The sequence below is a fragment of the Nonomuraea sp. B10E15 genome, from assembly GCF_039871615.1.
In the GTDB taxonomy this organism is placed as follows: domain Bacteria; phylum Actinomycetota; class Actinomycetes; order Streptosporangiales; family Streptosporangiaceae; genus Nonomuraea.
In genome coordinates, this window is record NZ_JBDPMB010000034.1 from 37,248 (window position 1) to 63,435 (window position 26,188).

Below are 26,188 nucleotides of genomic sequence, written 5' to 3' on the forward strand. Positions count from 1 at the left end.
TACCCATAAGAAGCTGCGCACCTGGAGCAGTTACCCGATAAGTACGTATATCGCAGAACCGAATCAACGTGCCATCTGGAACATAAGTGACATGTAGGCACAACACTGATCACCGAGTCGAGCCAGTCACAGGAACAATGTTCTGTTCCTCCGGAAATTTCACGACACCTTAAGAGGCAAGTCAGACAAAAAGCCCTATACCTGCGCTGTGATGGTTTTTGAACCTGGCCGCCAGATATCCCGAGGTGTAAGTTCTAACAGCTTCACATCGATGACCCAAGGCGCTTAACCCGTGATAAATGATCAAATCCCTGCCAGGTGGCCCATTGGCACCCTTATGGACAGGCTCAGCCCAGAAGAACGAACGGAGCTACTGGCTCTCGCACCGTCGTCTCCTAAGCAGGCCGGCGAACCACTCATATACCAAGGAGATCGAGACAGGTCCGAGGTCTATCTACTGAGGTCCGTCCCAGGTCGGTCGCTCACGGCATGCGTGAAGGTGACGGCCTACCTGGAATCCGGTGGAGCGGCCATGTTGGGCATCCGTGTCAGCGGCGACGTAGTCGGTGAACTCGCAGCTCTGCGCAGAGAGCCAAGATCGGCCATGGTGACCACGTGCAGCCCGATGTTGGTCCACGCCATCCGCGCGCAGGCGTTCATCGACTTCCTTGATCGCCACCCGGCGGCATGGAACGCGCTGGCCAGGATGATCGCCGACCGGCTCGACTGGGCCAACCGGAGAAGAACCGACTTCGCTCAGTTCAGCGTGCCAGTAAGGGTCGCGAACGTGCTCGTGGAGCTCTCCAACCGACACGGAGTCGACAGGCCCGACGGACTGCGGGAGCTGGGAGTCGACCTTACCCATGAGGAGATCGCCAATCTCGTCGGTGCGAGAAAAGACGCTGTCTTCAAAGCCGTCCGACGTTTGAAGGAACTCAAACTGATCGATCCCAGCCAGCGCCGCAGGCTGGTCGTTGATCCAGTCGGTCTGGCGACTTTCCGCTGAAACGTACTGGTACGTCTTGAGGCGATGTGATCTTCGCCAGAATCTACCCCCGGCGACCTCTCCCATCGCCTTGATAGATCTTCCCCGCAACCACAAGGTGACGTGATGCTTGACTCTGATTTCAGCCGCCGCTTGATCATGGCGGTCGATGCGGAGGGATACGGCCGCGGCGACGACCTGCGGCACGACTCGATCCAGCTCGGCCTGGCCCAGATCATGGACCGTGGCGCACGAGAGGTCGGCCTGCGCCGCGAGACCTGGACCCGCCAGGAAGCCGGCGACGGCGAGGTCATCGTCTTCCCCGAAGGGGAACCAGAGCTCCGAGTCATCGATGACCTGGTCCGTCGCCTTCGCAAGGCCCTCCATGACCACAACCGCGAGCGCCGGGAGGATGCCCGCCTGCGCATTCGTATCTCCATCGGCCACGGGGTCGTAAAGCGGGGCGCCATGGGCTTCGTCGGACAAGTCGTGGTGACCACCTGCCGGCTGCTCGACGCGACGGCCGCCCGTACCGCCCTGAAGGTGAACCCCCGTGCCGATCTGGTGCTGATCCTCACCGATCGGCTCTACGAGGACGTTGTTCGCCAGCTCCACACCTCATACCGACCGGAGTCTTTCACCCGGCTGGAGGTGCCGACCAAGGAACGCACCGAGATCGCTTGGATGTGGATCCCCTCAGAAGACCTGCATGAGAAAGGAACCCTCGACATGGACAATCTGCCCGCTGTCGCTGACACCTTGTGGGCTTTGATCGCCGGTGGCGCCCTCGAGCGTCTCGGCGCCTACGGCACCGAGACCGGACTCGACGGCGCCCGGAGACTGATCGCGAAGATCAAAGAGTACCGGTCTCGGCAGGGCCGACCGGCCGACCCGGAGTCGCGCGACGATCTGCTGGAGACCCTGGAGAAGCTGGTGCGCGTCGACCCCGCTGCGGAGCAGTTCGCGCAGCAGTTCAACGCCGAGCAGATGACCGTCAACCTGATCACCGCCCCCATCTCCGGCGAGGAGATCAACTTTGGCATCCGAAACTGACGCGCCCGTCGACGGCGTCCTGATCGGCGAGGAAGCCACGCCGATCGATCTGACCGACCAAGCCGAGGTGGCGGACGCGAGCTTCGCGCAGGTCTCCCAGGTCCAGACCGTCATCAACCACATCCACGGCGATATCGGAGGGGCCTCCTTCGGCATCTCCGGCTCCCGCACCAAGTCCCGTCGCACGTCAGGACCCGTATCCGGACATGAGATGGAGGAGGCCCGCGCCCGCTATGCGCGTCACGAGAGCTACGAGGCCGCCACCCAGCAGTTGCGCAGGTGCAACATGGTTGCCCTCATCGGCACCGCCGGCACCGGCCGGCGGACAGCGGCACTCAACCTTCTCCATGACTTCGTCGGAGGACGTCGCGAGGTGGTGGTGGAACTGAGCCCGGCCTACACCTTGGAGAAGCTGGCTGCCCGCGAATACCGAAAGGCGCACGGCTACCTACTGTGTGACTGGCCCAAGGACGACGCCGACGGGGGGATCGCCGACTTTCACGTACGGGAGGTCAGGCGCCGTGTGCGCGACGCCGGGGCATATCTGGTGATCACAGCGACGGCTACTTCGCTGCCCGTAGGAGATCAGATCCCCTGGCAGCCGCCGTCGGCCCAAGATGTTCTGCTGGCCTATGAGGTGGCACCCGAGATCGCTTCGAAGGCGGCTGCCCACATCACCTCCGAACATGCCATGGCCGACGTGGTGGCATTGGCGCGTGACCTGGCCGCAGGGGCACCACTCGACAAGGCGCTCGGCAGGCTGGAGTCCGCCGGACGGCGTGACGTGGTTGCCTGGTTCGATGCCCCGCGTACGCGCGGGGAGCTCTTCGAGATGGCCGCCATGGCGTTCACCGCCGGTCTCCCGGAGGCCAGTTTCGAGTCGCTCCTCGCCCGGTTGGAGTCCATCGCCGGTATCGGCGTGGAGAAGGCGGATGCCGTCTCAGCGGATGATCCGATGCCGAGCCGACGCCTGCTCCGAGTGGCAGAGGGCTCGCTTTTCAGCCTGTCACCGGGGCGCAGGCTGGAGTTCAAAGTGGCAAATCACCGAACCCATGTCATGCGGGAGCTGTACCAACGACATGGCATGCGGTTGTGGGAGCCGGTCATCGAATGGCTACATGAGTGTGCCGCTCTCCGCGACAACCCGAGTGCACAGGCCGAGGTCGCCAGAGGCGTGGCAATTCTGGCCTCGGTCTCGGACTACTCGTACGTCGAGAGCACCTTTCTCACCCCATGGGCCCGTGGGAACGGCGTCATGCGCAGCCAGGCCACCGCCGCAATGGCCGTCTCGTGGTTGTGCCTGGACGAGACGACCCGTTCGGAGGTACTGCGCACCGTCAGCTCTTGGACGAGGGCGTCAGCCATGCGGCCCAAATTCACTGCCACTCTTGCTTGGTCCGGCGAGCTGGGCATCCGGTTTCCGCTGGAAGCGGTCCGGATGCTCTGGCTGCAGATCAGAACCAGCGAGAAGCCTGTGCGGCATGCTGAGATTGCGCTGGCCCGCCTGTTCGCGGCGCTGACCGAGGCCACCGGCAACGCTCTTCCGATGCTCGACTGGCTGGCGCGGCACATCAGCAATGACAAACGGATCGGCCGTGCGGTCGACCCGCTGATTCGGGCGATCCTGAGTATCCTCTCGGCCCGTGCCGACGGCGTCGGTATCCCCACAGTCACCGCTCATCTGCGCAGTCGCCCGGCTTCCGCTGTCCCCCTCGCCAAGCTCTGGTCGGCGGTCCTGGTCAAGCGCCCTCACCGCAGGGATGCATTGGCCGCCCTTTACGACGCCGTCTGCGCCTTCGATGAGCGCGACGAGAACGACCGCAGTCACGTTCGTGCCCTGTTCGCAGCGCTAGTGGAGGCGCTCCCAGCGAAGGAAAGGCCTCTACTGGCTCAAGATCTGCGGCGTTACGCCATCTCCCGCAACACCGACGAGAACCGGCTGGAAATTCTCCTGTCACTCCTCCGGGTCTTCCTGAGCCCGGCTGTTCTGTCCCTCGACACCATCGGAAAGCGTTCATGAGCTACCCCGTGATCAGCCAGATTCCCCTGGACCCTGTCGCCAAGCAGGGGTTCTTGAGCAAGCCCCGACGCCCGATCTCCAGTCTTCCTCGCCAGCTTCCGCATCAGCGGCTGGTGTTCGAGTACGACGGCACGTTCGTGCTGGGCGACCGGCGGCTGCGCGGCGACGAGCCGCACGTTCTGCACGCCGTCAGCGTAAGCGTCGTTGACGTGGCCAGAGATCATCCCGCCACGATCCAGGTGCCCATCAACTCCTCCGGCGCCCATGACTTCACCGTGGCAATTCAGTTCCGCTGCACGGTCGATGAACCGATCGAGGTGGTACGCGCCGGCCTCACCGACGTCACCGAGCATCTGATCACCTATATCCAGGGCTATCCGAAACTCTTCGAGCTCGGCCGTAGCAAGGGCCTGCATGAGGTCCACGAGTTGTGGACGATCGTGCACGCTCAGGTGAAGGCTTACACGACCGTGGTGCCGTGTGTGCTACCCGGCATGGCAGCCGAGTTCGCCGGCCTCAACGTGTACGCTCCCGACGAGATCGCTCAGGGACGGCGACGCTACGAGACCAGCCTGCACAACATTCAAGGCGAGCACGACCTCCGCGACGTCAAACGCAAGCTCGACCGTGACTTCGAGCTCGATGAGCAGGAGTTCCTGCACGCCAAGGGCCACAACGCGAACGACTTCACCAGGCAGGAGGCGGCTCTGGACCGCGATCATCAGATCACTGGAGCCACGAAGTTCAAGGATTTCCTCAGCAGCGGTCCTGGTGCTGCCGACGGCCTGTACGTCACCACTCGCGGTCTGAGTGATCAGCAGATCGCGGAACGCTATGCCGCCCTGGGCGACCGGGAATACAGCGCTATTCAGCGCAAAGTCCAGTTCGACTACGAGTTGCAGGTCGCTCAGGCCCGGGCCCGGGCTGAGGTCGTAAGGGCGGCGATCGCCCAAGGTCTGTTCAACGAGACAACCGGCAAGGAACTGCTCGCCACCTTCGACGAAGTCGAACCGGATGCGGAGCCGCAGGATCTCGAAGGACCCGCATACGAGGCGCGCGCCGAGGTAACAGCAGGCGACACCGACGACGGCTTCTTCCCGGAGGAGGACGTCCGTGGTTGACATTCTCCACGGATTGAAGGCGTCCGAGCTCCACGCACGGCACCCCCGGCGCCGCCGGGGGAAGCTCAGCCTCGGAATGTTCCTACGCCGGTTCACGGGAGTCGACGAAAGAATCCTGTCAAGTGTCCCGCAGGAACGCTCCCGCTACACCAGTCTCGGCGGACTCGTGGTCAGCACCGCACTCATAGCGGGCGCCTCCATGTTGGGCGCGCTGACACTGCTGTCGCAAGCGTCCCTGCTTTATCTGGTGCCGGCGGCGGTGCTGTGGGGTTTGATCATCGCCAATGTCGACAGATTTCTGATCACCAGTCTTCACGGTGACAACGACGGCTGGTCCCGCTGGGGCAATGTCCTGGTCCGGCTCGCTCTCGCCGTCGTCATCGGCGTCTTCATCGCCGAACCGCTAACTCTGAAGATCTTTCAGGAGCGGCTCGATCGGCAGATCATGATGGAACGTGGCCAGGCGATCAGCCTGACGGAGAGCCGGTACAAGCAGTGCAACCCTCTTCAAGGGCCGGCTCCCACGGGCGTCGACTGCACCAACTTTCTTCTCAACGGCGGCGACCAGGCACTCGCGGTCGAAGGCAACATGGCGCAGAGGCAGAGCATCCTCAAGGCCGCGGAGGATCGCCTGGCAGCGGACATGGAACAGCATGCTGAGTTGGTGAGCCGCCGCGACCGGGAGTGCTATGGCGTCAAGGTTCCCAACCGGACCACAGGCGTGCCCGGCGACGGGCCCGAGTGCAAAGCTCGAAAAAGTGATCTTGCGACCTTCCTCGCCAATCATGACATCCCCCAGCAGCAAAAAGAGGTGGGAAAGCTGCGGGCGGAGCTCGGCTCGCTCGCGGCAGATCGCGCCGGCGCGGAGAAGGAACGCGCGGCGGCACTCAGCAAGAAGATCAGCGAGCGCGTTGAAGACAAGGAACAGGAATATACCAATATCGGACTGCTTGACCGATGGGAGGCCTTGGGCACGGTCGCAGATCAGAGTGGCATGGTCAGCTTCGCCCACTGGCTGCTGCGCATCATCTTCGTCCTGCTCGATTGCATGCCGATCATCTCCAAGATGCTGAACGGCAAGACGGAGTACGACCGCCTACTCACTAAGGAGTTGCGCGCAGGCTCAGCCCGTCACGAGGCCGAACTGAACTTCACCACTCGGCAGACGACCGGCGCGTACGAGAACAGGCTGCGTGAAGAGGAGCGCCATCTGAAGGCCGAACGCAGTCGGATTGACCGTGAACAGCGTGTCGATGAGGCATCGAGAGACGACGAGATCGACCGCCTCGCCCGAGCCTTCATGGCCTCGATGCCTGCGCAACGATAGCGTCCAGCCAGCGCCGCGCACCTGCCTCGCTCGACATCCGCTTCTCGTCCTACTGCAGATGGAAATCTCCGAGCAGTTGAACATCGTCGCGTGTAACGCCGAGGCGGCACCGCAGTCGCCAGACGGTCCTCACCGAGGTATCAGTTCTGGCTTCGGCGCATCTATGAACCACAACCTGTGCGCGCTAGAACAGCAGTACTTGAAGGTTGATCGACTGGGGAGAACGCCCCTGACACTCCGTTACCTTGCCATTACCATGTTGCCAGCCTTCTCAACGAGGACGGGTGAGCATGAGCTTCCAAACTCCACTTTACAAGCTGGCCGACTACCTGAAGTGGACCACCAACGGGCGCATCCAGCTCCCAGACTTCCAACGCGGCTACAAATGGGACGACGAGCGCATCCGTCAACTCCTTGTTACGATCCTCCGTGGTCATCCGCTCGGTGTTGTCATGATGCTGAAGACGGGCAACGATCAGATCCGGTTCAAGCCCTGCCCGGTCGAAGGGGTCGCTCTCCCACCGAATACCGAGCCCGGGTTGCTGCTACTCGATGGCCAGCAGCGGCTCACCTCGCTAACGCAGGCCCTCACGGGCAACGGCGTCGTCCACACCAAGGACAGCCGAGGCAAGCTTATGGATCGCCGCTACTACGTGCACATGGCCACTGCGCTGCTAGGTGAAGAGCGCATCGACGAGGCCGTTGTGTCCATGCCTGGAGATGGAGTCCTGCGTAGCAACTTCGGCAAGGACATCGAGCTTGATCTGTCCGTTCCCGAACTTGAGCGTACGCACGGATACTTCCCCGTTCGACTCCTCTTCGGTGGGGCCGACACCGTCACATGGCTCTTCGCCTGCGAGGACAAGGACCAGGCCAGCCAGTTCCATGCCAAAGTCATCCAACCCTGCTCTACCTACAACATCCCCGCCATCGAGTTGGATGAGACGACCAGCAAAGCGGCCGTCGCCACCGTCTTCGAGCAGGTCAACACCGGCGGTCTGCCGCTGAACGTCTTCGAACTCCTCACCGCCACGTTTGCCGGCGACAAGAAGTACTTCGACGCCCACGGCACGGACTTCCGTCTCAACGATGACTGGCACACCACGCAGAAGGGCCTTGCCGCATATCCTGTCCTGGCAGCGGTCGAGAACACGGACTTCCTTCAAACAGTAAGTCTGCTCGCGACGCTGAACCGAGCGAGGAAGGACACATCCGGCCGACCGCCGGCCGTGTCGGCGCGGAAAGAGGACCTGCTCAAGCTCGCCCTTGACGACTACCTAGAGTGGGTGCAGCCGGTCCGTGACGCCTTCGTATGGACATCGACGTTCCTTGCCGATCTTCACATCTTCGACGTGAAGTTTCTCCCTTATCCGAAGCAGCTCGTTCCGCTCGCCGCGATCAAGGTCATCCTTGGCAATGACGCCGACCTGCATGGCGTACGTGCCAAGCTCGCTCAGTGGTTCTGGTGCGGCATCATCGGTGAACTGTACGGCTCCGCCAGTGAGACCCGGTTCGCCCGCGATGTCGAACAAGTCCCTGGCTGGGCGCGCGGCACCACGGCGGCGGCACCCCGTACTGTTGCAGACTGCACCTTCGCTTCCTCCCGGCTTCTCTCATTGAGGACTCGGAACGCGGCCGCCTACAAGGGGATCTACGCACTTGTCTTGGCGCACGGCGCCAAGGACTGGATGTACCACAAGGCATTCGACAAGATCCAATACGTTGATCTGGCCGTGGACATCCATCACATCTTCCCGTCCAAGTGGTGCCTCGACTACGGCATTGATCCGAGCCGACGGGAGAGCATCGTCAACAAGACCCCCCTTTCCGCCGAGACCAACCGCGCGATCGGAGGTGCGGCGCCATCCCTATACCTACCCAAGATCGAGAAAAAGGCAGCGATCGATGCTGCCCAGCTCGACGCACTCGTCGACACACACCTGGTGGATGCTGCACAGCTACGGGCGGACGACTTCGATGCGTTTTTCAACAAGCGCATGCAGGAGCTCATCGCCCTCATCGAGGAGGCGACTGGCAAGCCAGTGCAGCATGACCTCGATGAAGGCGACGGAACCGAAAGCCTGCAGCAGTTCGACCCCGAAGATGCCGCCGTAGTCCCCGACCTGGATGACCTCGAGGTTGAAGGGAAGCCCTAGCGAGCACGGCCTCACGGAAACGCTCGTAGGCGTAGATGAGGCGAACCTCAACCGCTCGGCCCTGTACGCGGGCGGGGCTGAACGAGCATCAACTAACGCGAATATGGTGGACGTGCCCGTTAATCGGGATGGACCATGTGCGACCGGTGGTGCTCGCCCCTCGGACACGCACTCTGGTACATGTTGGGCCTCGCTTCGACTGTGACAACCCTCCCCGAGGGGTCATAGACGAGGTGGAGGCCCATCTGTTTGTAGAGGTCGTTCCTGTCTAGAGGATCGGCCGTTTTGAGGATCTTGGGGAACTCGGCCATCGCCGGAATCATCTCCTTGATCTCCTTCTCTGTGATCTCACGCTTCCTGTTGATCGCCCGCAGGCGCCCTTCGGCCTGCATGCGTTCGGCCCGGGTTTCGCCCATCCACGTGCCGATCTCCCGCGGGTCGCCGCCCGCGTCCAGGGTCGCCCTGTAACGAGCCATCCGCTGATCGCAGTCGTCGATCGTCTTGCGTGCGGCTTCGATGGCGATGCGGTCCATCTCGTTGTTCTGGGCGTCCATGAGAGCCCGGACCGTCTCCTCCAGAGCTGCCGGGTCGAAGATCCGGCCGAGCCACGGATCCAGCTCCGCGAGGATGTGGTCCTCGCGGACGTAGACCGTACGCGGGTGCTCGATCTTGTTCGCCAAGGCGTACTCGACGGGAAACTTGCACCTGTAGTGGGCGCGGCCGTTGTTCCAGGTGCCTTCCATCCGCCGCTCGCACACGCCGCAGTGGAGCAGGTGGCGGAGAACGTAGGGGCGCGGGGTCCTTCGGGGTTTGCGCTGCCTCGCCGGCCGCCCGTTGGCCGACAGCAGCGCCTGGGCCTTCTCGAACGTCTCGGTGTCGATGAGCGGCTCGTGGACGACCGCCTCCGACCACACCCACTGCTCTTCGGCGTTCCACTTCAGCTTGGTCACATGTCCCTGGGTGACGTCGTTGACGTCCAGAAGCTCTTCCTGCTTGTGCTGCTTGTTCCAGACCTGGCGACCCGTGTAGCGCGGGTTCAGGAGGATCGCTCGAACCGCCGACTTGGACCAGGCGACACCCGAGCGGTGTCGATTGCGGGCCCTGTCGTAGGCGGACGGGCATGGGACGCCCTCCTTGGTCAGCCCTTCGGCGATCAGGTAGAGGCCCTGTCCCTGAACGAATTCCTCGAAGATCCTTGCCACGTAGGGAGCTGTCAGCAGGTCCGGCTCCAGGCGGTGGAGCCGCTTTCCGTCGGCGGCCTTGCTCGGGTTGGGATGAGGTCCCGCATCCATCAGGCGGTAACCGTACGGCGGGCGCCCGCCCAGGAAGCGTCCTTCGATCTTCGCCTGCGCTTCCATGGTGGTGCGGACGCGCATCTTGATGCGGTTGCGCTCCCCTTTGCTGATCCCGCCGAACATCAGCATGATCAGCTCGTGTGCTTCGTTGGTGGGGTCTATCGCCCCACCGACCTCGGGCACCCACAAGGGCACTCCGTAGTGGTTGAAGAGCTCGAAGGTGTTGCCGAACTGGTTACCGTAGAAGGCGCGTTGGGGCTCACCGACCACGACGGCGTCGAACCCGCGGTTCGGGTTTCGCAGCTCACCGAGCAGGTTCGCAGCCTGCGGCCTGCGTTGCGGCGGGATCGATCGGGACTTGTCGACGTCGAAGAACTCCGCGACGATCACTCCTCCACGAGGCTCGATCAGCGCTCGCGACCGCGACAGTTGCCAGTTCCTCGACGAGGTGGGGTCCTGGTTGTCCTCCGTGGACACCCGCCCCCAGAAGGCGAACGGGATCATTCAGTCTTCCTCGCTTTCTGCTGACGTCGTGTCAGCGTCGTTACATGTCAGGAGAATGCGCAGGAGCGCACGAGCTGCCCCGGCGGTCAGAGACGGGCTCGTCTCGGGTACCTCCACTCGCAGTTCGCGCCTGGGCCCAGTGCTTCCGCCTCCCGAGGGGACCCGTGTGGGCCCTGCAGGGTACGCCTCCGCGGTCGTTTCCGGAGGCCCTGAGCAGGCCCTTTGTGGCTGGTCAGACATCCTGGCCCTCCGCATCCGTGAGGCGGGTACGGGCCAGGTCGCAGTAGGCGGCGTTCAGTTCGATCCCGGCGAAGGTGCGGCCGAGTTGCCGGGCGGCTATGCCGGTGGTGCCGCTGCCCATGAAGGGGTCCAGGACCTTGCCGCCGGGGCGGCAGCCGGCGGCAATGGCCCGCAGCGGGATGTCGATCGGGAAGGCCGCGAAGTGTGCCGCCCGGAGCGGGCGGGTGGGGATCGACCACACGTCCCCGAGGTTCCGCCCGCCCGGGTGGCAGGCGGCGTGCCGCTCGCCCGTGGGCCGCATCGCCGCCCCGTGCCGCGGGCCTGCCGCGTCCTGGCCGTTTGTGCCGTACTTGCCGGGCGGCGGCCAGGGCGTGGTGATGCTGTTCGGCTTGGTGCCGCCCGAACGTGACCGTCTGGTGATCGGACGTTCGCCGGTGTAGGGCTGGCGGATCGGGTCCAGGTCGAAGCCGTAGTGCCGCTGTTTGACCAGCAGGAAGATCAGCTCGTACCGGTTGGACAGGCGGTCGCGGACGGACTGCGGCATCGCGTTCGGTTTGTGCCAGACGATGGCGTTGCGCAGGATCCAGCCGTCCTCTTGCAGGGCGAAGGCGACGCGCCAGGGCATGCCGATCAGGTTCTTCGGCGGTACCGACTGGCGGGCTTTCGGCCGTACGAGGGGTTGGCGCGGGTTGAAGGCCGCGCCGCGGGCGCAGCCGTCGGAGTTGGCGGCGTAGAGGTCGCCGAGGTTGAGCCAGCAGGTTCCCTCATCCGCCAGGACCCTGCGGGCTTCGGCGAAGGTGGAGCGCAGGGTCTCCACGTACGCCTCGATGGTGGGTTCCTGACCGTACTGGCCGTCGCAGTAGTGCCGCAGCCCCCAGTACGGAGGACTCGTCACGATGCAGTCCACCGATCCCGCGGGCATCTCGGAGAGCACCTGCCGGGCGTCGCCGTGGTAGACGGCGGCCCGGTCGCCGTGCCAGTACGGCTGTCTCAATACGGTCATCGGCAGCCCCCGACCGTCCGGGCCAGCCACAGCGCTTCGCTCGAGCGCGCACCGCCGAGGTAGGCGCCGACGACCATTCGCCGGTAGCCCTTGACCCGGGCCGCCCACCACGTCGCGCCCAGGAGCGCTCGTTCGACGCCCGGTGTGCCGTCGGTGGCCAGGCAGAGGATCTCCACCGTGGAGCCGTCGTCGTCCCGCCACGAGGTGGGCGGGCCGGCGAACACGGCGCCGACCAACGTCGCGTTGCCGTTACGGACGCCGAGAACGAATTCGGCGTCGGCGGGCGCGAGAAGGTGACGGTGAGTCCAGGCGGTGAAGGCCCGAGCGGTCTGAAGCCTGATCGGTGAAATAACCAGGCGCCGGGCTTCCGACTGAGCGGGATTGGTCAGTTTGCGGTTGTTGATGCTCGCGAAGATGTCATTCGACTTCTCCATCGCTGTTGTCGGGACACGGTTTCCGGATGCGCGCCTCCAGCACCGCGAACACGGTGTTGGTGGCGTGTGACCAGGCAAGCAGCGGGCTCAGAAGTCGCTCAGAAACAAGGGTGCACGACCGCTAACCCAGTCCTGATGGCACTTCTTCTGAGAAATTTCTGAGCTGATTCCCAACGCTTCTCTGAGTGGTTTCTGAGGGGCTGCGTAGACCGGTTTCGAGACCACGGGAGCTTTCTCGAATCGGAGCACGACATGAGCGCACATCGCCTCACCGAATCGCCCTTGGACACGGCGGAAACCTCGTTTCGACTGCTGAGCACCGGCCCCGGATGCCTGTCCTTGGACTGCACGGCGTTCGCGCCCGGCCTGCCTCGCGGGCCGATCGAGCTGCTGGAGTTGCGTGTGCTGCTCACCAGCCAGAACGTCACCCAGCAGGCCAGAGACGCCGTCTGGACGGAACTCATCACCCGGGCCCGGCAACCGCAATCAGCCTGGACGGTCGCCGCCGCCGGCATGGCGATGCCGGCTCTGCGCAGGACAGCCCTCTCCCTGACGCGCGAGCTGGCGTGTGGTGACCCTGTGGACGTCGACATCGCGATCCTGGCCGGGTTCCTGCGGGCCCTGCACCGCGTGGACACCGACCTGCCCCACATCCGGCGCCGTCTCTGCGAGGCGGCCCGCTGCTCGGGCGAGAGCGCTCGCCGCTACCTGCTGGCCAAGGCCGAGCGGCAGCGGCAGGACGGTGAGCCGCCGCCTGCTGGCCGCCCGTGGCACCACCCCGATCTGGTCCTCCTCGACGCGGTCGACGACGGGACGCTCAACGAGCTCGACGCCGAGCTGATCATGCTCACCCGGCTGCAGGACGTACCTCTGCGAGACGGCGGCCTGGTCCTCCGGCCGCAGAACCGGCACGACGCCTCGCAGGTCAGCAGGCTGTGGCTGCCGGAAACCGAACCCACCCTGCCTTCCCCCACCTCTTCCGCGCGGAGCCAGGAAACTCCGGATGCAGACACGGCAACCGAGCTGAAGGGAGACAGGGACACCATCCCTGGCTCCGCGCGGATCTCTCCCAACCACCCATCCGTCGCCGGACGGGCCAGGAGGCGGCACACGCGGCAACCCCGACGCGGCAAGCCCTGCCTGCGTGGCCTTGCCCTGTCGGTCGTTGCCGCAGCGGCAATCGCCGTGCTGCTGGTTGCCGTGGTGGCAACCGCAGCGCTGGCCGCCGCTCCGGCCGACCTGAACACGGTGTTCACCAACCTGCGGAACTGGCTGATCGGGCTGCTGGCCACACTTGCCACCCTCATGCTGACCGTCGGCGGGCTGCGCTACCTGATCGCCGGCGGCGACCCCGGGGAGATCCAGAAGGCCAAGGCAGCGCTCAAGGCAGCGGCGTTCGGATACGCGCTCGCGGTGCTGGCGCCGCTGTTCATGAGCGTGCTCAAGCGCATCGTGGGCGGTTGACCGCCATGCCGCGCCTCGCCACCACCGTTGCCGTCATTGCCGGATGTGTTGCCGCTATGACGGCAGCCCCTGCCGCCGCCAGCGCCCCTTCGCCGACGCCCTCGCCCGAGCCTTCCCCGCCGCTGTTGCCGCCGGGGGATCTCTCCATCGGCACACCCGGGTCGATGTTCGGCATCGGGGACTGGATCGCGGGCTGGATCAACTCGTGGTTCGCCAACCTGGTGACGCTGGCGGTCGAGCCGATGCTAAAGGTCCTGTCGATGACGCTGCTCGCCACGCCGGACGTGGCCGCCAGCCCCAGGGTGTACGACCTGTGGCAGGCGAGCGCTGTGATCGCCAACAGTGCGTTCGTGCTGCTGGCCACGATCGGCGCGATCGCGGCGATGGGGCACGAGACGGTCCAGACCCGGTACGCGGTCAAAGAGGTGCTGCCCCGGCTGCTGGTCGCCGTCCTGGCCACGAACACGAGCTTCACCATCTGCGGAAAGATCATCGAGCTGGCCAACGCGCTGTCACAGGCGCTGCTCGGTCAGGACTTCGACGGCCGGCGGGCATTGACGACGCTCCGCTTCATGATCGTTCCTCCGGCGCAGGACGAAAGCTTCTACATCCTGCTCGCGCTGGTCGCGGTCATCCTGCTGACCCTGCTGCTGATCACCTTCGTGATGCGCGCCGCGCTGGTACTGCTGCTCGTCGTGGCCGCGCCGCTGGCGCTCGCCTGCCTGGCGCTCCCGTACACCGATGGGCTGGCCCGGTTCTGGTGGCGGGCCTTCACCGGGCTGTTGACCGTTCAGGTGGCGCAGTCGCTGGCGCTGGTGATGACGGTACGGATCTTCTTCAACCAGGACGGGCGCCTGGTGCTCGGGCTCATACCGTCCGGCCAGCTCATCAACCTGGTCCTGGCCATCTGCATGTTGATCATCCTGGTCCGCATACCTCGCTGGGTCACGCGCCGGCTCTTCGCCCAGACGGCCGGGCGCGGCTCGACGATCACGCGGATCGTCAAGTACGCCCTCGCCTACAAGCTCACCTCACCCGTGCTGAACGCCCTGCACCTGGGCCGGGGAGCTCGCGCCTCTGCCGGCGCCCGGACAACCCATGGCATGCAGGGCAGGGTGCTGCCCCCACACCGTCCACCCGGTGGCGGCCCACCCGGTCCCGCCGGTCAGCGCGGACCGCAGCCGCCCTCCGGACCTCCATCCCAAGGCGGCCAGGGCAAACGCCCACCGGCCGGCACCCGCTCCCAGCGGAACACGACGGTGGCCACACCCTCGTCGTCCGCGCCGCCGGTCCGCGTCACGAACACCAGCGCTGGACCCCCACGCTGGCTGCAACAGCCGAGCTCGACCGGCCAGGGACCGTCCGAGCACCACCCTCCTTCCCGACCTCGGCCTCCGGTTCCGCCGGCCGTGTTCCTGCCGCCCGTCTACCCCGGCAACACCACGGCTCCGCGACGGCGTACTCCCCCTGATGCGGGAGGTGAGCGCAGGTGAGCTGGCCGACACGGATCCCCGCCGATGTGGAGCAGGACGACCGGATCGTCGGCGGGTTCACCGCCCGTCAGGTGGCCATTCTCGGCGGCACCGCAGCCCTGCTGTACGGCGTGTACTTGATCGCCGGCGAGCACATCGGGCTGCTGGTGTTCGCCGCCGGAGCCCTGCCGGTCGCGGTGGCGGGGCTGCTGCTGGCCGTCGGGCGACGTGACGGTGTACCGCTGGACCGTTATCTGCTGGCCGCGCTGCGCCACCTGTTCGCGCCGAAGGCTCTGACCTCCTCGCTCGACCAGACTTCGGCGGCTCCGAAGTGGGTGGCCGCTCGCACCGGTGCGCGCTCGGCGCCGCTGCGGCTGCCTGCTCACGGGGTGATCGGGGACGGGCTGATCGATCTCGGACCGGACGGCGTCGCCGCGGTGGCGGAAGTGTCCACAGTCAGCTTCGCGCTGCGCACGCCCGAGGAGCAGGACGCGCTCGTGGCGACGTTCGGGCGCTGGCTGAACTCGCTGTCCGGTCCGGCGCAGATCCTGCTGCGCGCCCAGCGGGTGGACCTCGCTCCGGCGATCAACCAGCTGGTGGAGGGCGCCGGTGATCTGGCTCATCCGGCGTTGACGGCCGCCGCGCACGAGCACGCCTCATTCCTGGCTGACCTGTCCGCCCGGCACGACCTGCTCCGCCGCCAGGTCCTGCTGATCGTGCGCGAGCCCTCCGACGGCGGGCAGGACGCGGCGGCGGCGCGTGCGCTGCGGCGGGTGGAGGAGGCCACGCGGCTCCTGCCGGGCTGCGGAATCACGGTCAGGCTGCTGAACGCCGAGGCCACGAGCACCGTACTGGCGTCCTGCTTCGACCCGGCCGCGCCGCCTCTGCCCCGCGATCAGCTCGCCGAGCCCAGCGCGGTCATCACGAAGGGAAAGCACCGGTGAAACTTCGACGTACACGGTCAAGTCGCACAGGGCTGGGGCCGGAGGCGGTGCTGGTCCGGCCGTCCCATCTGCGGGTGGGCGGTGGGTTGTGCGCGACGCTGGCCGTCAGCGGGTATCCGCGGGAGGTCCACTCCGGGTGGCTGGAGCCGCTGCTGACCTACCCCGGCCGTCTGGACGTCTCGCTCCACATCGATCCGGTGCCGTCCCTGGTCGCCGCTGATCGGCTGCGCAAGCAACTGGCCCGCCTGGAGTCCGGGCTGCGCAGCGACCAGCAGCACGGACGGCTCCTCGACCCGAGCGCGGAGGTGGCCGCCGAGGACGCCCAGGACCTCGCCTCGCGCATCGCGCGTGGGCAGGCCCGGCTGTTCCGGGTCTCGATCTACCTGACCGTCCACGCGACCAGCCAGAACGAACTGGACGAGGCGTGTGCCCAGGTGCGCGCGCTGGCCGCGTCCCTGCTCCTGGACGCCCGCCAGGTCGCCTTCCGCCAGTTGCAGGGCTGGGTGTCGTCGCTGCCGGTGGCCTTCGACAACCTGGGCGCCACCCGTACGTTCGACACCCCGGCCCTGGCCGCCGCGTTCCCGTTCACCAGCCCCGACCTCACCGCCGAGACGGGACCGACCGCGGTGCTGTACGGGGCGAACGCGGCCAGCGCCTCCCTGGTGACCTGGGACCGGTTCGCCCAGCCCAACCACAACTCGGCCATCATCGCCAGCAGCGGCGCCGGCAAGTCATATCTGGCCAAGCTGGAAGCACTCCGCTCGCTGTACACCGGGGTCGAGGTCGCGGTCATCGACCCGGAGGACGAGTACGCCCGGCTGTGCGAGGCGGTCGGCGGCGCCTACCTGCATCTGGGCGCGCCGGACGTCAGGCTCAACCCCTTCGACCTGCCCGCCGACCGACGAGACGCGCTGACCCGCAGGGTGCTGTTCCTGCACACCCTCGTCGCGGTCATGCTCGGCGAACCACTCGACAAGACCGGCAAGGCCGCGCTCGATCGGGCGATTCTCGCCACGTACAAGCAGGCCGGGATCACCTTCGATCCCGGCACCTGGGACCGTCCGGCACCGCTGATGCGCGATCTGGTAACCGCTCTTACCGAAGACGCGGACTTCCGGGCGGGCGAGATCGCCGCCGGGCTCGCGCCGTACGTGACGGGCAGCCACCGACGCCTCTTCGACGGGCCCACCACCACCCGTCCCGACTCCCACCTGATCGTGTTCTCCCTGCGAGACCTTCCCGAGGAGCTCAAGGCGGTCGGCACGCTGCTCACCCTGGACGCCGTCTGGCGGCGCGTGTCCAACCCGGACCAGCGGCGTCCCCGGCTGGTCGTGGTCGACGAGGCGTGGCTGCTCATGAAGGACCCCGAAGGAGCCAAGTTCCTGCTCCGGATGGCGAAGGCGGCCCGCAAACACTGGGCCGGGCTGTCGGTGGTCACCCAGGATGCCGCCGACCTGCTCGGCTCCCCCGTCGGACAGGCGATCATCGCCAACTCCGCCACCCAGATCCTGCTCCGGCAGGCACCGCAGGCTATCGACGCGGTGACCGACGCCTTCAACCTGTCCGCGGGTGAACGCCAGCTTCTGCTGTCCGCCGAACGCGGCACCGGCCTGCTGGCCGCCGACTCCGGCGCGTCCCGGGTCGCCTTCCACATCCTGGCCAGCGCCGGCGAACACCGCCTGGTCACCTCCTCCCCGCAGGAACTCGCCCAGTACGACGAGGAGGATCTGTGACCCTCCACGATCTCGACCCCGATGTCCTGCTGGACGTCGTCCTGACGTGGCTGCACGGGCACGGCACGCACCTTGCGATCCTGGTTCCAGCCAGCGTGTTCACGGTGAGTCTGGGCCGGTTCGTGCTCTTGCGGCTACGTCACCGCGCGGCGGTCCGAGGGGCGCGCTGCCTGGAGATCCTGGCTCCACCGGCCGCGGACCTGCCCGGAGCCGAGGCGTTGTGGGGCAACCTGCTCGGGCTGCTACGTCCGGCGTGGAAGCGTTTCCTGTTCGGCCAGCCGCACCTGACCTTCGAATACCACTTCAGTGCAGGTGGAGTGCGGATCCTCATGTGGGTCCCCGGCACCGTCCCCCAGCATCTGGTGGACCACGCGGTCGAAGCCGCCTGGCCCTCCGCGCGCACCACCGTGGTCGAAGCGGATCCGCCGGTGCCGCTGAGCGGGCGGACCACCGGCGGGCAGTTCGTGATCGCCCGCGAGGAACGGCTACCGATCCGCGACGACCACGACCACGATCCCCTCCGAGCCCTGCTGGGCGCCGGCGTGGGCATGCCCGCCTGGCAGCACGCCGCCGTACAGGTCCTGGCCCGTCCCGCCACCGGCGGGCGCCTGTCCCGTCCGGGTCTTCCCGTCGCGCTGGTGCGCGCCGCCCTCGACCTCGCCGTTCCCGACCGTTCCCGTACGCACCGCGAGTCCGATCACGCCGTACGGCTGGAGCACTACGCCGAAGCCCGCGCCATCCGCGACAAAGCCCTCCAGCCCCGCTACGAAGTGGCCATCCGCTACGCCGTCCAGGCAGACGACGGCGGCACGGCCTCGCTGCGCCGTCAAGCCATCCGCGGGCGGGCTCACGCGATCGCCGCCGCCTTCGCCCTGTACTCCGGCCACAACCGGCTCGAACGACGCCGACTGATCCGGCCAGGCCATGCACTGGCCGCCCGCCGCCTCGGGCGCGGCTTCCTGCTGTCGATCCCCGAACTGGCCGCGCTCGCGCACCTGCCGACCGACCCTGCCGTCCCCGGCCTGCAACGGGCCGGAGCCAACACCGTCGCCCCCACGCCGCAGGTCGCCCAGCACGGCAAGGTGCTCGGCACCGCCGACGCCGGCCACCAACGCCCGGTCGCGCTGCGCGTACCCGACTCCTGCCACCACACGCACATCCTCGGCCCGAACGGCACCGGCAAGAGCACCCTGCTCGCCCACATGATCCTGTCCGACATCCAGGCAAGGCGCGGCGTCGCCGTCATCGATGCCAAAGGCGACCTCGTCGCCGACCTCCTCGGCCTCATCCCTGAAGACGCCGGCAAGCGCATCGCGCTCATCGACCCCGACGACCCCCATTCCCGACCCGCGCTCAACGTCCTGGCAGGCCCGAACCCCGACACCCTCACCGACAACCTCGTCGGCATCTTCCACAAGATCTACGCCGACTCCTGGGGGCCACGCAGCGACGACATCATGCGCGGCTGCGCCCTCACCCTGTCACGCAGCGGCGGCACCCTCGCCGACATCCCCGCCCTGCTCACCGACCCCGCCTACCGCCACCAGCTCACCGCGCAAATGAACGACCCGTTCCTCGCCGGGTTCTGGACCTGGTACGAACGCCTGTCCGAGCAGGCCCAATCCCACGTCACCGCGCCCATCATGAACAAGCTCCGCGCGTTCCTGCTCCGCCCGTTCGTCCGCGACATCCTCGGCTCCGCCCGGTCCACCTTCAACGTCGGCGACGTCCTGGACGGCAAGATCCTGCTCGCCCGCCTGCCCAAAGGCGTACTCGGCGACGACACCGTCCGCCTGCTCGGCTCGCTCCTGCTCGCCCAGGTCTGGCAGGCCGCCTCCCACCGCGCCCGCCTCGGCCGCAGCCGCGCCCCTTCGGCCCTGTACGTCGACGAGACCCAGAACTTCCTCAACCTCCCCCGCGCCCTGTCCGACATGCTCGCCGAAGCCCGCGCCTACGGCCTGTCGATCGTGCTCGCCCACCAGCACCTGGCCCAGCTCCCCCGCGACCTCCACCAGGCCATCAGCTCGGACGCCCGCAACAAGATCTACTTCACTCTGTCTCCCGAAGACGCCCGCGACACCGAACACCACTTCAGCCCGTACCTCACTCGCCATGACCTGGCCAACCTCGGCGCCTACCAAGCCGCCGCCCGCCTCATCGTCCGCTCCGCGGAAACCCCGCCCTTCACCCTGCGCACCCATCCCCTCCCCACCCCCGACGCCGACCTCGCCCAACGCGTCCGGGCTGCCGCCGCCCGAGCACACGGCCGAACCCCGGGCCGTCCCGAAGCCCTGCCGCAGGACGACCCGCGGCAGCAGCCCAGCACAGGAGGAGACGTCCACGGATGAACGAGCACTACACGCCCGCCGTCATGGCCTCACTCGCCAGCCAGCTCACCAGCCGCGACCGGCACCTGCTCCGCCTGATCTGGACCCACAAGGTCCTGACCAGCCACCAGCTCGCCCGCATCGCCTTCAACGACCCGACTACCGCGCGCCACCGCCTGGTCAAACTGCACCACATCGGCGTCCTCGACCGCTTCCGCCCCAAACCGCCGACCGGCTCCGCTCCGTGGCACTACGTGCTCGGCGAAACCGGGGCCGTCGTCCTGGCCGCCGAAGACGGCACCGAACCAGCCGAGTTCGGCTACCGCCGCGACCGCGTCCTGTCCATCGCCTACAGCCAGCGCCTCGCCCACACCATCGGCACCAACGACGTCTTCGCCCACCTGCACGGCACCGCCCGCCGTACCAGCGGATGCCACCTGCACACCTGGTGGACGGAACGGCGCTGCGCCACCCAGTGGGGCACCCACGTCCGCCCCGACGCCTACGGCCGCTGGACCGAGAACGGCCACACCATCGACTTCTTCCTCGAATACGACACCGGCACCGAGACCATCGGCCGCGTCGTGGCCAAACTGGACGGCTACGCCGCCCTCACCGCCGCCACCGGCATCACCACACCCGTCCTGCTCCTGACCAGCTCCGCGCGCAGGGAAAACACCCTGCACGACCGCCTCCAGCTGCGGGCCATCCAGACCGGCGTGCCATGCGCCACCGCCGTCACCGGCCCCAGCCCACACGGTCCCGTCTGGTTCCCCCACGACGCCCGGAACCAGCGTCTACGCCTGGCAGAACTCACCAACCACTGGCCCCAACCAGGGGCGCGCGGTTGATCGCAGAAACCGGTCTGGCCCCGATCATCGCCGCAGCCGCCGGTCTGATGGGCGGCGTCGTCCTGCTCGCCGGACTCGCGGGAGGGGCCTACCTCACAGCCACCACAAGCACGCCGATGTGCGATCCGGGGCCGTGTGAACAATTCCCCGACGTGATTCGCATCGAAGGACTGGCCGGCGCCGAACGCGGGCTGATCGCCATGCAGGCCGCCCTGAGCATGCGCGGCGTCCCGTACTCCTGGGGCGGCGGTGGCCCCGACGGCCCCAGCTTCGGCATCCAACACGGAGCGCATATCCGGGGGTTCGACTGCTCCGGCCTGGCCGAATACGCCTGGGCCAAGGCTGGAGCCCGGATCGGCGGCCACACCGCCCCACAGTGGAACGCCGGCGCCCGCATCCCCAGAACCCAGATCCGCCCAGGAGACCTCATCTTCTTCGCCCGCGACCCCGCCCGTCCGGCCACGATCCACCACGTCGGCATCGCCGTCGACGCCGCCCGCATGGTGCACGCCCCTTCCACCGGCAGCACCGTACGCATCGACACCTGGGCAGGCGACCCCTACCGCGAACGAGAATTCATCGGCGTCGTACGGCCCGCCCTATGACCGGTACGACCAGCGCGGCGAGGGCCAAGCACCCGCCAGATGTCCCAGCTCCGGTTGGCGGTCGCCTGAGGAAGGGTCCGAGCCGATCCATGGCATGCCTCTGCGTGAAGCCGGACAGCCCCGGTGACAGGCGATAAGCTCACCGTGACCGTTTCAGTCTGCCTTCGAACAACAGATTCGAGTCGGTCGAGGGTCGGCTCCTCGGAGCCGGCCCTCACTCATCGGCCAGGCACCGCTGCAGCAGAACAAAGCCCGGCATGGTCTCCTCCGGCCTGACACCCACTTCGAACATCTCCGGCTCTTCAAAGACGGGCTCCCCGCTCGGGCGGCGTACGTACACCACTCGCCCGTAGTCCACGCCGTCTCCCCGATCGAAGCTCATCCACGTGATCGCCTCCTGCTCCCTTTCCCGCAAGGGATGGTTGGAGACGGCCCGCGTGGTGATCGTGTCAGGAGGCTCGAAGAGCCACACCTGCGGAACAGCCAGCACCCAGCGAACGGCGTCGATCTCCTGAGCCTTCTCTGCCGCCCTGGCCTCGAATGCCTCCGCCGTCTCGGTGTCACGCAGGTAGTCGTAATCACTCAGGACGAGCTTGGTCGCGCCCTGCATAGCGACGATCGCCGGACACTCCCGCGCCATGATGTTCTTCTCCATGCGCTCCACCGCGTCGAACAGCAGATGGGCAGTCGCCTCGTTCATGTCCCCTCCGGCCCTGCTCACTCATGGCACCCCTACTGAACCAGGGCGTTTCAGGGGGCGTTCACGAGTATGGCTGAGCTGTGTCGTCGTCAGGGTGACAGCGGTCAGCGTGGCGAGCAGCGCCCAGGCGGGCGCGAAGCTGCCGGTCAAATTCGTGAGCGAGCCGGGCACGAGTGGCGCCAGGATGACCGGCATCTGGTTGACGGCCATAGCCAGACTGGGGCGAATCCGGTGTGGTCCGGCGGCACCGATTCGGCGGTGTAGGGCGACTCGGGGACCTTATCAGCCGATGCCGAAGAAGCCGAGCCAGATGAAGAGCAGGCAGCGACGGGGATAGGCTGACAGGGGTTGTCAACACATCCAAGTGTTCTCCGGGTCACACATTGAATTGCAGCGCTTCGAGCGAAGGGCTGCACATTTCTTGGGCATGACCCAACCTCGTTACGCGGGGGAAGTACGGCGCTGCTACTCCGGGCGAGAAAAGCGCCATGGAGGGTGAGACGTAGGTGACCCGTCTCACCGCTCCTGGCTGACCGTGACGGGCTCATTGCTCGTGTTGACGACGGTCCGTTCGCCCAGCGGCTCCGTCAGTTTTAGCTCCACGTAATGAGCCCGTCCGACCATGTTGCTCATCTCCTCCTCCCAGGGCCAGCTACGGCGGCAGGAAGCATCCACTTCAACCCCGACGACGACATGAGAAGGCGATTCAGCCACCTCAGTGTCCGTCACCCGCTCGCACGGCCGACCGGTCTCGTCGGGCGCACCGAAGGTCAGCTCGACGGTCAACGTTCTACCGTCCGGCGACAGGGTCGCGACGCGTACGTCCTGCCACGTGGGCGCGGCACATCCTGTTGTGATCAAAGTTGTGCACGCGAGCGCGAGCATCAGGGGTCGAGAAGTCACCATGGAAGGAGAGAGCCTGCCTTACTTGCGCTTCAACACGTCGCCACCGTACGCCTCGCGGATGGTAGTGATATCAGTGAATGCCATCACGCAATCGCCGATCACAGGGCTGCTCCCTGCGGCCAGAACGCCCTTGGCCACCACCGATCCATCACTGCGGAAGGTGTAGACCGGCCCACCCGAGTCGCCGCCCTCCACACAGTCGCCTGATCGTTTCCCGACAACGATGTTGTCGGTCGTCCCACCGTCCGTCTTCCTCCAGGTGTCGGGGTTGTCGACCCGCCAGTTGCAGTGCTGGCCCGTTTCACGTCCGCCGACACAGTACAGGTCGTTGTGAGCGGAGCGCCGACTCCAACTGCTCTTCACGGGCCTTCTGGTCCGCGACGTTTCGTTCCCGGTGAAGATAGATGCGGTTGGTACCGCCACGGACGCGTCCGTAGTCACCAGCGCTGTGTCGCCCAGCCACTTGTTCTGGCCCGGGAGCGGCACGGTGCCCTTGCCGTACTCGTAGGTGGTGAGCACGCGTTGCCCGTAGAAGCGCGTGCCGTCGTTGCTGACCCGGACGGAGCTGTAGGCGGCTGGCATGCAATGTCCCGCGGTCACCAACCTCTTGCCCGCGGGGATCTTCCAGGCGAAGCCCATGGTGCATCGGTCACCGTATTCCGTCACGTACGCACCGCTGCCATTGATATAGCCATCGTTGTCGTTGGCGCGGCTGTCCGTGCCGGCCGTGAGCCGCATCGCGGTGGCGTTTGGATCCAGGTGGAGCACGATGGCGTTGGTGCCGTAACGCTGGGCCAGAGCCAGTCTCAGTCCGGAGGATACTGCGTTCGTCTTGATCAGGACCTGGTTGCGTTCTGCCCAGATCCGGGCCTCCACGAGATTGTCTGCTCCGGGAAGGTCCGCGTTGGTCAGGTTCATGATCTCACGCGCGACTGCCGTCTGGCGGGAGTAGCTTGCGGACACGTCCGGCACCTGCGGGATGAAAGTGTAGTCCTCCCCCGGGCCTATCACCCCCTCGGAGTCCTCGTCCGTGTCACCATCGGTGAAGTCGCCTGGAATGGTCCAGTCGACTCCTCCGAGATCGAGGTAAGCGGTACCTGAAAGGGGCGCGGAGCCGACGGCGTGCCCGTCAGCAGTGGCGGCGGGGACGATGACTTGGCCGCCGACCATGTCCACGTATGGCTGGGCCAGCACGTCGCCATTGGCCTCCGTCCGGTCGATCGCCGAGCTGAGCGCATGCGCTTGGGGCTCGGCAAGTTGCGGGATGTCATCGCCCCACGTTGCGGGGGCCTGGATGACCTCGACGCCGTCCGGGCCTGCTGGATAAAGGGTGGTGGCATCTCCGCCTGGCCCGAACGTCGCGGTCAGCTTGGGAGGGTCGTTGAAGTCGGTGTCCTCGGATGACGGGAAGACCCGGTAGTTAGTGCTGGCACGCTCAGTGGGCGACATCAGCACCACGCCATAGTTACCAGCGTCTCCCGCCCATTGACGGGCCATGGCGGTGATGTCCCAGTTCATCGACGTTGGGTCGCAGGATCCCCCAACGCTGCTTCTGTTGGTGACGGCGTTCTCGGTGGTGTTGGTCGGCTGCGCCTGCCATGTAACCGTGGCCGGGTCCCACCGGCTTGTGACACGGCGAACCTGGATGCCGTCCCCTACCGTGGAGCCGCAACTGGGACCATCGATATTGAGCAGCGAAAGGGTGACGTTGGAGATCTGCTGCCCGATGAGGGGAGCGGTGTTGAACTTGAGGTAGGCCCGTGAGGCGCTGCCGTCCGACTGAGTGCCCGCCAGAAGGGTGGAGCCGTCGCCGTTAGGCGTGTCGGGAAACACGCTCCAGACGTCCGCGTCGGCACTCGGGATGACGCTGAAGGCGGACTGCACGGTGATTGGATAGCTAGTGGCCGGATCTGCGGCATACTCCTTATCGGGCTTGATCACCAGCGTCTGGCGCCCGTTGGAGGTAACCACCGTAACGTCCACCGCGCCGAGCGTCTTCGTCGCTTTGCTGCTGCGCAGCGTCGGTTTCGAGGCGATCGCGATGTCCCTGCCGTCGCCATCGGTCACACGTACGCGGCCATCGGACGCCTCGCGTAGCTTCAAGCCATCGCCCTTCACAGGGATCTTGAGCTCGACAGCCTTTGAGGGGCGCTTACGCAGGACCACGTCATAGCGGAAGCCGGTGGCCAGTGCGGTGACCACGAGATCGGTACCCGGCCCGGCGGCATCAGCATAGGTGGCCCGACTGCCTTGCAGCGTCGGTTCCGGAAGCTTGTTGGGCCACGACAAACTGAGAGAGCGCTCAGGCGTGAGAGCGAGAACGGTTGAGGGCTCAGCGTTCCCGCCCGGCGGAAGTGTCAGGTCACCCTTTATGGCCTTGGGTCTGATGGCGGAATCCTGATGCGACAGGGAGGTGTCGATCCATGTCCAGGCGTTGTTCTTCTTGACGCGGACGGGCCTCGGCCAGATTTCCGTAGTGATGTGGCCGTCAGGGTATCGCCAGTAGCGTGTGGTTTCGGTGGCTGCCCCGAGAAGCTCGACTGGTCCACGCTGCGCAGAAAGGCTTGTCAGCGGGCTCGCTTGGGCGCTGGTTGCGATGGGGAAGATGGCGAGGGGTGTCATCAGGAGTCCGGCTAATACCGTGCGTAACGGGACCTTGCGCATGCAGCTCCGATCTGACGATGATCAGCAAAACAGCCTGAAAGTAACAGTAAAATTTCCCCACCTCAAGATGGTCTTTCGATCACGTTGAGTGACCTATCTGGGAGCGCCGGCCACGCTCACCATGTAGGACCTGAGATGCGCCGCTCCAGGATTCTGCCGTTCACCGGAGGAGGAGTTGCCGTGCCGAACAACTATCCGCTGGAGATCGCCGGCGATGGTCGGGCTGGTGCGCCCGTGACGGACGCCGAAGGAGTTGACCAAGGAAGTCCAGCCGTCCGCGCAGTCGATCCGTACCCGGGTGCGCCATCGCCAACGACCACCTCCTCGGCCAATGGCGCCGCACCCGGAAACCCTGAAAGGACGAGATCCCACCCGTTCCCGATG

The 26,188-nt window shown here is 66.2% G+C and carries 20 protein-coding genes; 13 read left to right on the top strand and 7 right to left on the bottom strand.

Features of this window, described 5'->3' with window-relative positions; all coding sequences use genetic code 11:
* The first annotated feature begins 337 nt into the window (after positions 1 to 337).
* From ABGB14_RS46770 to ABGB14_RS46795, 6 genes are all read left to right on the top strand, one after another.
* Complete coding sequence (locus tag ABGB14_RS46770) at positions 338 to 1,006, top strand: Crp/Fnr family transcriptional regulator (RefSeq protein WP_347650349.1); 669 nt, start codon at positions 338 to 340, stop codon at positions 1,004 to 1,006.
* A 105-nt stretch (positions 1,007 to 1,111) separates the two neighbouring features.
* Positions 1,112 to 2,038 (top strand): hypothetical protein, encoded by a 927-nt coding sequence (locus ABGB14_RS46775; protein WP_347650350.1) that lies wholly within the window; start codon positions 1,112 to 1,114, stop codon positions 2,036 to 2,038.
* Positions 2,022 to 4,058: a hypothetical protein gene (locus tag ABGB14_RS46780; RefSeq protein ID WP_347650351.1), complete on the top strand. Its 2,037-nt coding sequence runs from the start codon at positions 2,022 to 2,024 to the stop codon at positions 4,056 to 4,058. The genes ABGB14_RS46775 and ABGB14_RS46780 overlap by 17 nt, the downstream gene beginning before the upstream one ends.
* The gene (locus tag ABGB14_RS46785) at positions 4,055 to 5,179 is read left to right on the top strand and encodes a hypothetical protein (protein WP_347650352.1); all 1,125 of its coding nucleotides are present in this window, start codon (positions 4,055 to 4,057) and stop codon (positions 5,177 to 5,179) included. Before ABGB14_RS46780 ends, ABGB14_RS46785 begins: the two co-directional genes overlap by 4 nt.
* Positions 5,172 to 6,506 (top strand): DUF4407 domain-containing protein, encoded by a 1,335-nt coding sequence (locus tag ABGB14_RS46790; protein WP_347650353.1) that lies wholly within the window; start codon positions 5,172 to 5,174, stop codon positions 6,504 to 6,506. The genes ABGB14_RS46785 and ABGB14_RS46790 overlap by 8 nt, the downstream gene beginning before the upstream one ends.
* 290 nt (positions 6,507 to 6,796) lie before the next feature.
* Entirely contained in the window at positions 6,797 to 8,662 is a 1,866-nt protein-coding gene (locus ABGB14_RS46795; protein ID WP_347650379.1) for a DUF262 domain-containing protein, read from the top strand.
* Between the two features lie 119 nt (positions 8,663 to 8,781).
* Here ABGB14_RS46795 and ABGB14_RS46800 read toward each other — a convergent pair whose 3' ends face one another.
* The 3 genes from ABGB14_RS46800 to ABGB14_RS46810 form a co-directional block, all read right to left on the bottom strand.
* Positions 8,782 to 10,461, bottom strand: a complete 1,680-nt coding sequence (locus ABGB14_RS46800) for a recombinase family protein (RefSeq protein WP_347650354.1) — start codon at positions 10,459 to 10,461, stop codon at positions 8,782 to 8,784.
* Between the two features lie 232 nt (positions 10,462 to 10,693).
* The gene (locus tag ABGB14_RS46805) at positions 10,694 to 11,704 is read right to left on the bottom strand and encodes a site-specific DNA-methyltransferase (RefSeq protein WP_347650355.1); all 1,011 of its coding nucleotides are present in this window, start codon (positions 11,702 to 11,704) and stop codon (positions 10,694 to 10,696) included.
* Positions 11,701 to 12,138, bottom strand: coding sequence for an XF1762 family protein (locus tag ABGB14_RS46810; RefSeq protein ID WP_347650356.1), 438 nt, complete (start codon positions 12,136 to 12,138; stop codon positions 11,701 to 11,703). The genes ABGB14_RS46805 and ABGB14_RS46810 overlap by 4 nt, the downstream gene beginning before the upstream one ends.
* Positions 12,139 to 12,390: 252 nt before the next feature.
* Between ABGB14_RS46810 and ABGB14_RS46815 the strand changes: the two genes are divergently transcribed.
* Genes ABGB14_RS46815 through ABGB14_RS46845 form a run of 7 tightly spaced genes read left to right on the top strand, consistent with a single transcriptional unit; the run spans position 12,391 to position 21,534 of the window.
* Positions 12,391 to 13,602, top strand: a complete 1,212-nt coding sequence (locus ABGB14_RS46815; protein WP_347650357.1) for a hypothetical protein — start codon at positions 12,391 to 12,393, stop codon at positions 13,600 to 13,602.
* 56 nt (positions 13,603 to 13,658) lie between these two features.
* Positions 13,659 to 15,095, top strand: a complete 1,437-nt coding sequence (locus tag ABGB14_RS46820; RefSeq protein WP_347650358.1) for a conjugal transfer protein TrbL family protein — start codon at positions 13,659 to 13,661, stop codon at positions 15,093 to 15,095.
* Positions 15,092 to 16,018: a PrgI family protein gene (locus tag ABGB14_RS46825; RefSeq protein WP_347650359.1), complete on the top strand. Its 927-nt coding sequence runs from the start codon at positions 15,092 to 15,094 to the stop codon at positions 16,016 to 16,018. Before ABGB14_RS46820 ends, ABGB14_RS46825 begins: the two co-directional genes overlap by 4 nt.
* Positions 16,015 to 17,751, top strand: coding sequence for an ATP-binding protein (locus ABGB14_RS46830; protein WP_347650360.1), 1,737 nt, complete (start codon positions 16,015 to 16,017; stop codon positions 17,749 to 17,751). Before ABGB14_RS46825 ends, ABGB14_RS46830 begins: the two co-directional genes overlap by 4 nt.
* Positions 17,748 to 20,099 (top strand): TraM recognition domain-containing protein, encoded by a 2,352-nt coding sequence (locus tag ABGB14_RS46835; RefSeq protein ID WP_347650361.1) that lies wholly within the window; start codon positions 17,748 to 17,750, stop codon positions 20,097 to 20,099. The genes ABGB14_RS46830 and ABGB14_RS46835 overlap by 4 nt, the downstream gene beginning before the upstream one ends.
* Positions 20,096 to 20,929, top strand: a complete 834-nt coding sequence (locus ABGB14_RS46840; RefSeq protein WP_347650362.1) for a replication-relaxation family protein — start codon at positions 20,096 to 20,098, stop codon at positions 20,927 to 20,929. The genes ABGB14_RS46835 and ABGB14_RS46840 overlap by 4 nt, the downstream gene beginning before the upstream one ends.
* Positions 20,926 to 21,534, top strand: coding sequence for an NlpC/P60 family protein (locus tag ABGB14_RS46845; protein WP_347650363.1), 609 nt, complete (start codon positions 20,926 to 20,928; stop codon positions 21,532 to 21,534). The genes ABGB14_RS46840 and ABGB14_RS46845 overlap by 4 nt, the downstream gene beginning before the upstream one ends.
* A 214-nt stretch (positions 21,535 to 21,748) precedes the next feature.
* Here ABGB14_RS46845 and ABGB14_RS46850 read toward each other — a convergent pair whose 3' ends face one another.
* The 4 genes from ABGB14_RS46850 to ABGB14_RS46865 all read right to left on the bottom strand — a co-directional run bounded on the left by ABGB14_RS46850 (position 21,749) and on the right by ABGB14_RS46865 (position 25,804).
* Positions 21,749 to 22,234 (bottom strand): hypothetical protein, encoded by a 486-nt coding sequence (locus tag ABGB14_RS46850; protein WP_347650364.1) that lies wholly within the window; start codon positions 22,232 to 22,234, stop codon positions 21,749 to 21,751.
* A gap of 21 nt (positions 22,235 to 22,255) precedes the next feature.
* Complete coding sequence (locus ABGB14_RS46855; RefSeq protein ID WP_347650365.1) at positions 22,256 to 22,444, bottom strand: hypothetical protein; 189 nt, start codon at positions 22,442 to 22,444, stop codon at positions 22,256 to 22,258.
* A 306-nt stretch (positions 22,445 to 22,750) separates the two neighbouring features.
* Positions 22,751 to 23,020 (bottom strand): hypothetical protein, encoded by a 270-nt coding sequence (locus ABGB14_RS46860; RefSeq protein WP_347650366.1) that lies wholly within the window; start codon positions 23,018 to 23,020, stop codon positions 22,751 to 22,753.
* A gap of 138 nt (positions 23,021 to 23,158) precedes the next feature.
* Positions 23,159 to 25,804 carry a DNRLRE domain-containing protein gene (locus ABGB14_RS46865; RefSeq protein WP_347650367.1) on the bottom strand — a complete coding sequence of 882 codons (2,646 nt, stop codon included), beginning with the start codon at positions 25,802 to 25,804 and terminating at the stop codon, positions 23,159 to 23,161.
* Positions 25,805 to 26,188 lie beyond the last annotated feature (384 nt).

Excerpts from the sequence above, each read along its gene's own strand:
- ABGB14_RS46805 (WP_347650355.1), bottom strand. The coding sequence starts at position 11,704 with ATGACCGTATTGAGACAGCCGTACTGGCACGGCGACCGGGCCGCCGTC.
- ABGB14_RS46795 (WP_347650379.1), top strand. The coding sequence starts at position 6,797 with ATGAGCTTCCAAACTCCACTTTACAAGCTGGCCGACTACCTGAAGTGG.
- ABGB14_RS46820 (WP_347650358.1), top strand. The coding sequence starts at position 13,659 with ATGACGGCAGCCCCTGCCGCCGCCAGCGCCCCTTCGCCGACGCCCTCG.
- ABGB14_RS46800 (WP_347650354.1), bottom strand. The coding sequence starts at position 10,461 with ATGATCCCGTTCGCCTTCTGGGGGCGGGTGTCCACGGAGGACAACCAG.
- ABGB14_RS46840 (WP_347650362.1), top strand. The coding sequence starts at position 20,096 with ATGAACGAGCACTACACGCCCGCCGTCATGGCCTCACTCGCCAGCCAG.
- ABGB14_RS46785 (WP_347650352.1), top strand. The coding sequence starts at position 4,055 with ATGAGCTACCCCGTGATCAGCCAGATTCCCCTGGACCCTGTCGCCAAG.
- ABGB14_RS46815 (WP_347650357.1), top strand. The coding sequence starts at position 12,391 with ATGAGCGCACATCGCCTCACCGAATCGCCCTTGGACACGGCGGAAACC.
- ABGB14_RS46855 (WP_347650365.1), bottom strand. The coding sequence starts at position 22,444 with ATGGCCGTCAACCAGATGCCGGTCATCCTGGCGCCACTCGTGCCCGGC.
- ABGB14_RS46775 (WP_347650350.1), top strand. The coding sequence starts at position 1,112 with ATGCTTGACTCTGATTTCAGCCGCCGCTTGATCATGGCGGTCGATGCG.
- ABGB14_RS46770 (WP_347650349.1), top strand. The coding sequence starts at position 338 with ATGGACAGGCTCAGCCCAGAAGAACGAACGGAGCTACTGGCTCTCGCA.
- ABGB14_RS46810 (WP_347650356.1), bottom strand. The coding sequence starts at position 12,138 with ATGGAGAAGTCGAATGACATCTTCGCGAGCATCAACAACCGCAAACTG.
- ABGB14_RS46865 (WP_347650367.1), bottom strand. The coding sequence starts at position 25,804 with ATGCGCAAGGTCCCGTTACGCACGGTATTAGCCGGACTCCTGATGACA.
- ABGB14_RS46850 (WP_347650364.1), bottom strand. The coding sequence starts at position 22,234 with ATGAACGAGGCGACTGCCCATCTGCTGTTCGACGCGGTGGAGCGCATG.